We start from the raw sequence: 11,136 nt of genomic DNA, 5'->3' as shown, positions 1-11,136 counted from the left end.
AAGCCGTGACGCGGCGGCTGGATACGGCCAAGGGCGAGATCGAGATCGGGCGGTTTAGGGTGGGTGCTGAATAGACGCGTCCGTTTTCAATCGGGGCACCACGTCGGGCGAGAGCGTAGGGCCCCGGCTGGGGACGTTTGCTGAAGTTGAGGCTGCGACAACCCTGTGTCGAGCAGAGCAACCAAGATCAGGCCACCCATTGGAGGCCGTCCAAGACCCAGGAGGCCAACATGACCACGTCTTCGCACGCGGGTGACGACAGCACTCCCGGAGTGAGGCTATAGAAATTCGGCGCAGATACGATCCAGGTCTTTCGGCGTGATTCCGTGGTGCTCGGCGAACACCGTGTCGGCGTCTTCGGGCAGGTCAGCCAGCGTGCCGCGCGCGCGCGCATGCAGTTCGAACAGCGTGTAAAGGTCGAGCTTGCGCAGCTGGGTGAGGGCCCGGACCATGAGGGACACGCCAGCGAGGTTGCTGTGGACGTTGTTTTGCCAGTAAGGGGACGTGGCGATGGCGATGTCGGCCCAGATCATCTCGCGTGCTTGCAGGTCGAACACCATCGGCAAGCAGAACTCGGTGGCGGCCGACACGTCGAACCGGTCCACCACCGTCACCGGCTCATACGGCTCGCCGGAGTTCGCGTGGTGTCTTGCCATCCATCCGGCGTAGCACTCGGGCAAGTCGCAGAACGACTGGCGCGTGTAGTTGCTGATGCAGACCACCACGTAGCGCACGCCGATGCGCCTGCATCGGTCCACGTCGATGTCGATGAACTCGCTCGCACCCCTGGGGGCGTCGACGATGTCGCCGCTGTGGAACGCACCGAAACTGCGGAGGTTGTAATAGGCCAGCGTGTCGACGTATTTGAAGTCATCGGCATACATTGCCGCGGACAAGTCGATGTCGACGCGGCCGCGGCCATTTCGCCACCACGTGAAAAAGCGCAGCGTGGGTGCGTCACTGATCGGAATTCGACTTCCCCGCACGATCGTGCGCAGCGCCTTGGCCGCGGAGCGTTGCGAGAACGGCGCCAGATAACGCGCCAGCGCCGGATCGAGATAGCAGCGGCCTAACGGCGCCAATGCAGCAAAACGCGCCACGAGCGTACGATCGCAAAGGGCCACGATGTCGGCGGCCACGCCAGGGCCGAGCGCGGGCAGCGCGTCGTTGCGCGCGAATACACTCGCCAACTGGCCCTTCGGGAAAAACACGCGCAACCCTGGCTCGCCCCGGTGGCGGAAGTGCGTCAGCACTTGCAGCAGCACCGGCGTCGCTACCTTCGGTGCGACGACGGCGAAAGCCTCTAGCACGCCTGCGCCCCCGCCGCGTCGCAGCAGCACGTCCAGCCGACGCGCCAACTCGCCGGGCCGCGCGCGAAGCGACTCGACCGCCGACGCGATCGCACCGTGATCCAGCGCGGCTTCGACGCGGCTGTTGAAGCCACGTTCGCGGCGGCCATTACGCAAGTCAGCGAATGCCTTGGCGGTCTCTGGAAACCGCTTCGCGTACTCGCCGGGGTGCAGCCGCTCGCCCAGGCGGATCCAGCGACCTTCCCAGCGCTGCATGTCCTCGAGCCGCGAGGCGGAGCGCTCGAGCCATCCCAGCAACCTCACACGTACCGCGCGCGGCAGACGGCCGAATTTCGTCGGCTCCGACAACGACACGTCGCCGTCGCACATGCCAACGGCGATGCGCAGGACGTCCGTGGCCGTGCGCACACTCGCATCCAGCGCCGTCGGGTCGATGCCCTCCCTCAGCAACGTACCCGCCAGCACAGCGAGATTCTCTTTGCAGCCGACCGTTGCGGGCAGGAAGCGCGCGAACGATTGGCCGTATTGCACGACGAAATGCGCGACGTCTTCGCGATCCTGCGGCGAATACGGCGTCTTGGCCCGCGCCAGCCGCTCGACGATGGCTTCGACGTCAGCGCGCGTTCCGAGTCCGATGCGGCGCAGCTTCGGCTGTTCCTTGGATGGCGGGCGATGCTGCCCGTCAGGAAACGCGTCGACCAGGCCCCAGTAATGCCGCAATGCATTGAGGTAGAGCTCGCCCTCGGACAGCGCCATCACCTGCTTCGGAAAGCCGGGGTACAGCGGCTTGAATACTCTGTGCGCGCCGAGAAGAAGCTTGAGTTCGCGCTCCAGCCGCCGGTAGAAATCAACCGCCGCGTCCAAACCAAGGCTGGCGACCTGCGCCTCCAGTTCCGGCGAGAGGCCATAGCCGTAGGCGGCGAGGTTGCGCTGGATCGTCGCGACCACAGCGGTCGGTGTCTCGCCATCTCCGCGCGCGAGCACCACCATCGATTTGCGGCGAAGCAGAATCTGCATCATGTTGGCGGGAGGAAAAAAAGAAAGGGCGGAGAGCGGGGACCCTATTTCAGAAGGGTTAGAAGGAAGGACCCCCATAGCCGCCCGCGGAAACGATAGCATTTGACGGCTTCAGCGGCCAAACCGCCCGTAATGGGGCGGGTTAACGTCGTGAGTATCGCCAGCAAGCTAACCTGACCCCGTCCTCCGCCGGCAACGCCGACGCAGGCGCTGCGGATTGCCCCGTTGTTGCGGGGGGCGGGATAGGATGAAGCCGGCCCCGACCTTCTTCATCGCGCGGCTGCTGGAAGCGCGACTCGATGAAGCAGTGTCGTGGTTGTCTCGACATATGAGACACCCCGATGTTCCTATCGCCGCATCTGCCGCCCGGGGAAGCTGCCGATGTCTTCCACCGAATCCGCTGTCGCTCACGCCAGCATCGAGAATGGCCAGCCGCGCTTCCACGACCTCGCCGAGCATCTGCGCGCGACCGCCGCGCTGGCCGCCGGATTCGCACAAGGCTTCGGCGCGGCCGACTGGGCGCACCTCGCCGGCATCTGGCACGACCTCGGCAAATACCGTGCGGGCTTCCAGCGCAAGCTGCGCGTCGCCGTCGACGTGGATGCGCATATCGAGACGGCTGCTACGCGCATCAGCCACTCGCACGCGGGCGCCAAACATGCGCAGCGCGAACTCGGCAAACAGAAGGGCGAGATACTGGCGTTCCTGATCGCAGGACACCATACCGGGCTGCCGGATCGCGACGAATCCAGTGGTGCCGGTGCAAGCCTGCGCGCCCGCCTCGCCAGTCCGATGGCGCAGACCGAGTATCAGGAAGCCATGAGCGGCGGCGTTCCCGCCGATCTGCTGGCAGCGGACACGCCGCCGACATCTGCATGCCCGGGTGGGCGCGACGGCTTCGCACTCTGGCTGCGCCTGCTGTTCTCCTGCCTGGTGGACGCAGATTTCCTCGACAGCGAACGCTTTTTCGACCTATCGAAACATTCCGCGCGCAGCGGCTATCCGACGCTGCAGGCGCTCAAGTCCGCGTTCGACGCGCACATGGCGGCGCTTTCCGCAGCCGCGTGCGGCGACGGCGCATCACCGAGCGCGGTAAACCGGATTCGTGCCGAAGTGCTCGCGCAGTGCCGCGCCAAAGGGGCCGATGCGCGCCTCAAACCCGGATTCTTCCGCCTTACCGTCCCGACCGGCGGTGGCAAGACCCTGTCGTCGCTGGCCTTCGCGCTGGAACACGCGGTTCGGCACGAGCGACGCCGCATCGTGTATGCGATCCCGTATACCAGCATCATCGAACAGACCGCCGAGGTGTTTCGCAGTGCTTTCGCGGCGCTCGGCGACAACGCAGTCATCGAGCACCACAGCAATCTCGACGTGTCCGAACTGCGCGAGAACCACGCAAGCCGCCTTGCCGCCGACAACTGGGACGCGCCGCTGATCGTCACCACCAATGTGCAGTTGTTCGAATCGCTGCACGCCAGCAGAACCAGCCGCTGCCGCAAGCTGCACAACCTTGCCGGCAGCGTGATCGTGCTCGACGAGGCACAGATGCTGCCGCGCGACTTTCTCGCGCCTGTGCTGCGCGTGCTCAGGCTGCTCGTCGCCCACTACGGCGTCAGCGTGGTGCTGTGCACAGCCACGCAGCCCATGCTTGCCACGCGGCGCGCGCCGGTCACGAACGCCGTGCTGCTCGACGGTATCGACGACGCACATGACCTGATCGACGATCCGCTCGTCTTGTACGACGCGCTACGGCGCGTCGACATCCATATGCCAGCGGATCCGAACGCGCCGACGAGTTGGGAAGATCTCGCAGCAGGTATCGTCGCCGAGCCCGCAGCTCTCGTGATAGTCAATACGCGCCGGCAGGCGCGCGATCTGTTCCAGTTGCTGAGCGACCCGGACGCCGTCCATCTGTCCGCGCTGATGTGTCCAGCCCACCGCAGCCGGGCGATCCACGACATCCAGCGTCGGCTCCGCGCGCGGCGCGAAGGCGACCCGCGACCATTGCGCGTCATTTCGACGAGCCTCGTAGAAGCTGGCGTCGATCTGGACTTCCCTGCCGTGTTCCGCGCGCTGGCAGGCCTGGATTCGATTGCCCAGGCCGCAGGGCGCTGCAACCGCGAAGGCAGGCGCGAACGCGGAAACGTCCATGTCTTCGTTCCACCGGGCGCGCCGCCGCGCGATACGGCGGGACACGCGCAATTGGTCACCAAGGAAATGACACGGGAAGGCCTGCTCGGCGATCCGCTCGCGCCCGCGACATTCCGCACGTATTTCGATCGCTATTACGCCAAGGGCGGCTTCGACAAGCAGGAGATCGGGCATCTGCTTCATCCCGATCAAGCCGCGTTCCGCACCGCCGCCGAGAAGTTCCGCCTCATCGACGAAGATGCCGAAACGGTGATCGTCCCGTACAAGCCCGAACCGGACCAGCCTTCTCCCGCCGGCCAGTGGCTGCACATGCTGGACAAGCAGGGCGATGCGAAATGGCTGCGCCGCAAGCTGCAGCGCTACGGCGTCAACGTCCCTCGGCAGATCTTCGACCGGATGCTGCGAAACGGCGACGTCGAGGAGCGCGCGGGACTCTGGTTCGCCGTCGACAGCCGCTATGACAAAGTGCTCGGCCTGCTGCTGCCCGACGACCACGGCGCGGCTGAGAGTCTCGTCTTCTAGGCGGCAGTGTATAAACGTTCGGCAGTTCGTACGTCCACAACTGGAGACCTGATGAGATCCCATTGCCTGGAAGTAGCCGGCGACTTCGCGCTGTTCACCCGCCCCGAGATGAAATCGGAGCGGGTCAGTTACGACGTGATCACGCCCTCGGCGGCGCGCGCGATCTTCGAGGCCGTGCTGTGGAAGCCGGCGATCCGCTGGCAGGTCAGCCGCATCGAGGTTTGCCGGCCGATCCGCTGGAGTACCGTTCGCCGCAACGAAGTCGGCGCCGTCGCGACGGCCGGAACCATTGGCGCAGCCATGAAGGCCGGCAAGGGACACCTGGAACTGCGCATCGAGGACGAACGCCAGCAGCGCGCCGCGCTGCTCCTGCGTGACGTGCGCTACCGCCTGCACGCAAACTTCGAGCGCGTCGACGCACCCGCCACGCAACACGGCCCACGCGGCCCGGTCGTGGCCGACGCGGCCGAAGCGCAGGCCTGGGCCGAGCCCGAGACCGATGCGAAATACGCGGCGATGTTCGAGCGGCGCGCGCGCAAGGGCCAGTGCTTCAACCAGCCCTATCTCGGCGCGCGCGAATTCTCCTGCAGTTTCCGGCTGGTCGATGCCATGGCCGAGCCCTTCGTGCCGCCGGACGACTTGCGCGGCGAACGCGATCTGGGCTGGACGTTGTACGACATGGACTTCGGTCCGCCGCCGCATGCGTCGCCAAAACCGCTGTTCTACCGGCCGCTGCTCAGGAACGGCGCCATCGACGTTCCGGCCCGGCACAGTGCGGAGGTGCGCGGATGATCCTGCAGGCACTCGACGGCTACTACCAGCGCCAGCGCGCACGCAATGCGCTGGCACCCGCGGGCTTCGAGCCCAAACCGATTCCGTTCGTCGTCGTCATCAACGGCGCCGGACAGTTGGTGCAGATCGACGACACGCGCTCGGGCGCCGGCAAGCAGCGTCAGGCGATGACGTTTCTCGTTCCACAGGGCGTCAAGAAGACCTCGGGCGTCGCCGCCAACTTGCTCTGGGATACGGCCGAATACGCGCTCGGCATCGATAGTCGCGGCAACCCCGAGCGTGTCGGCAAGCAGCACGCCGCGTTCAAGGCGCGGCTCGACGAACTGCACGCCGCCGGAGACGACCCAGGATTGCGTGCGCTGCATCAGTTCCTGTCAGCGGTGGACCTGTCGCGGCTGGAACAGGAACCGGCTTGGGCGGAGATCCGCGAAACCAATCCGGTCGTCAGCTTTCGCCTTAGCGATGACGTCGAGGCCCTGATCTGCCAGCGCCCCGCCATCAGCGCGATTACGGCGGGAAATCCCGAGGCGATGGACGACGCCGCCGGCTTTTGCCTCGTCACCGGCAGCAGTGACGCCATCGCACGACTGCACCCAGCGATCAAAGGCGTCTGGGGAGCCCAGACCTCGGGCGCAAATATCGTCTCGTTCAATCTGGACGCGTTCAATTCGTACGCCAAACAACAGGGAGGCAACGCGCCCGTCGGCGAGCGCGCCGCCTTCAACTACACGACGGCACTGAATCACCTGCTGCGCAAAGGCTCCGCCCAGCGCATGCAGGTCGGAGACGCGTCGACGGTGTTCTGGGCCGCTGGCGATACCTCGCTGGAAGAAGGGTTTTCATCGCTCTTCGGTGGCGAGCCCAAGGACGACGATCCGGATCGCGGCAGCCACGCGGTGCGTAACTTGTACGCCTCGATCCACAACGGCGTATACGTCGGCGAGGATGCGGAAACCGAGTTCTTCGTGCTCGGCCTGGCGCCGAACGCCGCCCGTCTCGCCATCCGGTTCTGGCATCACGCGCGCGTCAAGGACATCGCGCTGGCAGTCCATCAGCACCACGCCGACCTGAAGATCGTTCATGCAGGTTTCGAAAAAGACTACCTTTCCCTTTTTCGCCTGCTCGTCTCGACTGCCGTGCTCGGCAAGTCCGAGAACATCCCGCCGAACCTTGGCGGCGACACGATACGCGCGATCCTCAGCCAGACGCCGTATCCGGCAGCGCTGCTGCAGGCCGCGGTGCGCCGCTGCCGTGCCGAGCGCGCGATCACCTATCCGCGCGCGTCGCTGATCAAGGCCTCGCTAAATCGCCTCATTCGCAACGCTTCCCTTCCCGGCAAGGAGCTCACCGTGAGTCTGGACCGCGACAACGCATCGCCCGGCTATTGCCTGGGCCGCCTGTTCTCCGTGCTCGAAAAATTGCAGCAAGACGCCCAGCCCGGCATCAACGCGACCATCCTCGACCGCTACTACGGCGCGGCAAGTAGCGCGCCGGCCACCGTTTTCCCCATCCTGCTCAAGCTGAAGAACCATCACCTGTCGAAGGTGAAGGGAGAGCGCAAAGGCGCGGCGGTACGGTTTGAGAAACTGATCGGCGAAATCGTGGACAAAATCAGCGGCTTCCCGTCGCGACTGAACCTTCAGGAGCAGGGCCTGTTCGCCATCGGCTACTACCACCAGCAACAGTCGTTCTACGCCAGCAAGAAAGACGCCGCGGAATCCGGCGCAACCATCGAAGAAACCACTGGGGAAGAAACATGAGCATCGAGAACCGCTACGACTTCGTGCTGCTGTTTGACGTCAAGGACGGCAACCCCAACGGCGATCCGGATGCAGGCAACCTGCCGCGCCTGGATGCCGAGAGCGGCGACGGTCTCGTGACCGACGTCTGCATCAAACGCAAGGTGCGCAACTACGTAGGCCTCGCCAGAAGCGAACAGCCGCCGTTCGAAATCTACGTCAAGGAAAAGGCCGTGCTGAACAAGCAGCACGAGCGCGCCTATATCGGGATCGGCGCTGGCGACCTGCTCAAGAGCGACGACAAGAAACGCAAAGGGGGCGACAAGACCGACGAAGCGCGCGCCTGGATGTGCAAGAACTTCTATGACGTACGCACCTTCGGCGCGGTCATGTCCACTGGCGTGAACTGCGGTCAGGTGCGCGGCCCGGTCCAGCTCACGTTCGCGCGCTCGGTGGACCCGGTCGTTACGCTCGAACATGCGATCACGCGCATGGCCGTGACCAAGGAAGAGGACGCCGAGAAACAGGGCGGCGACAACCGCACGATGGGGCGTAAATTCACGATTCCCTACGGCCTCTATCGCGCCCATGGCTTCGTGTCCGCGCCGCTGGCAGCGCAGACCGGTTTTTCCGAGGCCGATCTCGATCTGCTCTGGGAAGCACTGAGCAACGCATTCGAGCACGACCGCTCGGCCGCGCGCGGCGAGATGTCGACGCGAGGGCTCTACGTGTTCCGCCATGAGTCGCGTATGGGCAACGCGCCTGCGCACGCGCTGTTCGATACCGTGACGGTCGCGCGCCAGGGTGATGCGGCCAACGCGGCACGATCTTTCGCCGACTACCATGTGGCGATCGACGAAACCGCGCTGCCCAATGGCGTCACCTTGCTGCGCAAGGTCGGCTGATCGTCGCCGCATGTACGAACGCATGCCGTGGACGCCGACGCCATCCCGATCTCAGCCCTACAGCACTGGAGCTACTGTCCGCGCCAGTGCGCGCTGATCCATGTCGAGCAGGCGTTCGTCGAGAATGTCCACACCTTGCGCGGACGTGCCGTACACAGCCTGGTCGACCAGCCCGGCATCGAAACGCTGCCGGGCCGTCGCGTCGAACGCAGCATGCCGCTGTGGTGCGAGCGGCTGGGTCTGGTCGGCAAGGGTGATGTCGTCGAATTCCTTCCCGACGGCACACCGTTTCCGGTCGAATACAAGCATGGCAAGCGCCGCTCGCACCGGCACGACGAACTGCAGCTGGCCGCGCAGGCGATCTGCCTGGAAGAAATGACCGGCAGGCCCGTCGTCGCCGGCGCGCTGTACCACCATGGTTCCCGGCGCCGGCGCGAGGTCGCGATCGACGCGACCCTACGCGACGCGGTGACTGAGGCCGTCCTAGCGATCCGCTCGATGCTCGCCGCGGCCGTGCTGCCGCCGCCGGTCGACGACGCGCGCTGCCGGCAATGCTCGATGCAGTCGCTTTGCCAGCCACGACTGTTCGGTCCCGGGCAGGCCTACCGCCATGCCGCGGGCCGGCTATTCGAGATTTCCGATGAGTGAATACCAATTGCTCAACACGCTCTACGTCCAGACCGAAGGCAGCTATCTGCGCCTGGACAACGACACGGTCCGTATCGAACTCGAAAAGGAAACGCGGCTGCGCGTTCCGCTGCATCACCTCGGCGGCATCGTGCTGACCGGCGACATCCTGATTTCTCCCGCATTGCTGGGACACTGCGCGGAGCGTGGCGTCGGCATCGTCTTCCTCGATCGCAACGGCCGTTTCCGCGCACGCGTCGAGGGACCGATGGCCGGCAACGTGCTGCTGCGTCAGGCCCAGTTTGCGCGCGCGTCCGATCCGGTCGCGTCGCTCGCGCTCGCGCGCTGCTTCGTGGCCGGCAAGATACGCAATACGCGACATGTGCTCCTGCGCGGCGCGCGCGACAGCAAGTCGGCCGATGACGCCACGGCGCTGACTGCGGCCGGACAGCATCTCGAAGCATCGCTACGCGCGTGCGCGGCCGCTGCCGACCTGGATGTGCTGCGTGGTGTCGAAGGCGAAGCCGCGCGGTGCTACTTCGACGTTTTCTCGAAATTGCTGCGCACGGACCTGCGTACCGACTTCGGCCTTTCGCTGCGCTCGCGCCGCCCGCCGCGCGACCGCATCAACGCGTTGCTGTCCTTCGTCTACACCCTGCTGACGAACGAATGCCGCAGCGCGGCCGAGGCCGCAGGACTCGATCCGCAGGTGGGATTCCTGCACGTTGCGAGACCCGGACGGCCAGCGCTCGCCCTCGACCTGGTCGAAGAGTTTCGCGCGATCCTCGCCGACCGCCTGGTGCTGACGCTGATCAACCGCGGCCAGGTCAAGGCAGCCGATTTCCGTACCACCGACGGCGGCGCCGTGCTGATGTCCGACGACGCGCACAGGACAGTCAGCATTGCTTGGCAGGAACGCAAGAAGGACGAGGTCGGCCATCCCGTGCTCGATGCCGATGTGCCGCTGGGCCTGCTGCCGCAACTGCAAGCTCGCGTTCTTGCGCGTGTGCTGCGCGGCGATGCCGAAACCTACCTTCCATTCCTGGCGCGCTGATATGCTCGTCATCGTCTGCTACGACGTATCGACCGAAACCAGCGCAGGCCGCCGCCGCTTGCGGCGTGTTGCCAAAGCCTGCGAACGGGTCGGTCAACGCGTACAGAAATCTGTCTTCGAATGCCGCATCGAACTGATTCAGTTCGAAGAACTCGAACGCCGCCTGCTCAGCGAAATCAATCCGGATCAGGACTGCCTGCGCTTCTACCGCGTCACCGGCACCTATGAACTCAACGTCACTCAGCACGGCCACTTCCGCGCGACCGACTTCAAGGACGGCGCCCTCGTGCTCTGACGCGAACCCCCAGCGACCCCGTAAAACCCGCATCCTTCGCGCCGTACCGCAAGCGCCTGTCACACCTCTCTTTTTCGCATCCGCCGATACCGCTAGGATGCCCCCACCCCAGCCTGACCGCCGGGGGTTCGCGATTCCCGTGCTGCATGCTCCAGCAAAACAGCAACTTGGGGACGCGGAGTCGCCCGCTCAGTCTTGAGCGGGCGCGGATTGAAACATGCTTGGTCCTATGCGGCCCGCTGGCCGGTTAGTCGCCCGCTCAGTCTTGAGCGGGCGCGGATTGAAACACGATCACGCCAGGGCACAAGATCGCCGTCATCTGTCGCCCGCTCAGTCTTGAGCGGGCGCGGATTGAAACCAAGATCACGCAGATACAGGCCCAGGCCAAGACGTCGCCCGCTCAGTCGTGAGCGGGCGCGGATTGAAACGGTCACTGCGCATCATCACTGCGCGTCGCTCTCGTCGCCCGCTCAGTCTTGAGCGGGCGCGGATTGAAACAACACGTTCAATGCCATTCTGGCCTGCGCTCGCGTCGCCCGCTCAGTCTTGAGCGGGCGCGGATTGAAACCTGTTCGACCGCCTTGCACGACTTCGAGCAATAGTGTCGCCCGCTCAGTCTTGAGCGGGCGCGGATTGAAACTTCCACGCTGCCTCCTTCCGGACCGAACCACAGGGTCGCCCGCTCCGACGTGTTCCGGCGCGGAATGAAACGTCTAATAACCAG

At 65.2% G+C, this 11,136-nt stretch carries 8 protein-coding genes and 1 CRISPR repeat array; of the genes, 7 read left to right on the top strand and 1 reads right to left on the bottom strand.

Annotation, left to right across the window (positions count from 1 at the left end; genetic code table 11):
• Window positions 1-278: 278 nt before the first annotated feature.
• On the bottom strand, window positions 279-2,429 hold the full coding sequence (locus RUU78_RS10120; RefSeq protein ID WP_313916190.1) for a TerD family protein: 2,151 nt from the start codon (window positions 2,427-2,429) through the stop codon (window positions 279-281).
• Between the two features lie 279 nt (window positions 2,430-2,708).
• On the opposite strand from RUU78_RS10120, the gene RUU78_RS10115 reads away from it, so the two are divergent.
• The 7 genes from RUU78_RS10115 to cas2 are packed head-to-tail and all read left to right on the top strand — an operon-like array spanning window position 2,709 to window position 10,412.
• On the top strand, window positions 2,709-5,000 hold the full coding sequence (locus RUU78_RS10115; RefSeq protein ID WP_313916188.1) for a CRISPR-associated endonuclease Cas3'': 2,292 nt from the start codon (window positions 2,709-2,711) through the stop codon (window positions 4,998-5,000).
• A gap of 51 nt (window positions 5,001-5,051) precedes the next feature.
• Window positions 5,052-5,792: a type I-C CRISPR-associated protein Cas5c gene (cas5c, locus tag RUU78_RS10110; protein WP_313916187.1), complete on the top strand. Its 741-nt coding sequence runs from the start codon at window positions 5,052-5,054 to the stop codon at window positions 5,790-5,792.
• Window positions 5,789-7,552 carry a type I-C CRISPR-associated protein Cas8c/Csd1 gene (gene cas8c / locus RUU78_RS10105; RefSeq protein WP_313916185.1) on the top strand — a complete coding sequence of 588 codons (1,764 nt, stop codon included), beginning with the start codon at window positions 5,789-5,791 and terminating at the stop codon, window positions 7,550-7,552. Before cas5c ends, cas8c begins: the two co-directional genes overlap by 4 nt.
• Window positions 7,549-8,436, top strand: a complete 888-nt coding sequence (gene cas7c, locus RUU78_RS10100; RefSeq protein WP_313916182.1) for a type I-C CRISPR-associated protein Cas7/Csd2 — start codon at window positions 7,549-7,551, stop codon at window positions 8,434-8,436. The genes cas8c and cas7c overlap by 4 nt, the downstream gene beginning before the upstream one ends.
• Window positions 8,437-8,463: 27 nt before the next feature.
• Window positions 8,464-9,084: a CRISPR-associated protein Cas4 gene (gene cas4, locus RUU78_RS10095; RefSeq protein WP_313916180.1), complete on the top strand. Its 621-nt coding sequence runs from the start codon at window positions 8,464-8,466 to the stop codon at window positions 9,082-9,084.
• Window positions 9,077-10,117, top strand: coding sequence for a type I-C CRISPR-associated endonuclease Cas1c (cas1c, locus tag RUU78_RS10090; RefSeq protein ID WP_313916178.1), 1,041 nt, complete (start codon window positions 9,077-9,079; stop codon window positions 10,115-10,117). Before cas4 ends, cas1c begins: the two co-directional genes overlap by 8 nt.
• 1 nt (window position 10,118) lies before the next feature.
• Window positions 10,119-10,412 (top strand): CRISPR-associated endonuclease Cas2, encoded by a 294-nt coding sequence (gene cas2 / locus RUU78_RS10085; protein ID WP_313916176.1) that lies wholly within the window; start codon window positions 10,119-10,121, stop codon window positions 10,410-10,412.
• A 180-nt stretch (window positions 10,413-10,592) separates the two neighbouring features.
• A CRISPR array of direct repeats spans window positions 10,593-11,123; the repeat unit is 37 nt; unit sequence GTCGCCCGCTCAGTCTTGAGCGGGCGCGGATTGAAAC.
• Between the last annotated feature and the right edge of the window lie 13 nt (window positions 11,124-11,136).

It is taken from the genome of Tahibacter sp., assembly GCF_032229445.1.
Classification (GTDB): domain Bacteria; phylum Pseudomonadota; class Gammaproteobacteria; order Xanthomonadales; family Rhodanobacteraceae; genus Tahibacter.
Note: the sequence above shows the minus strand (reverse complement) of the source record. Positions and strands in the feature narration are given on the sequence as shown.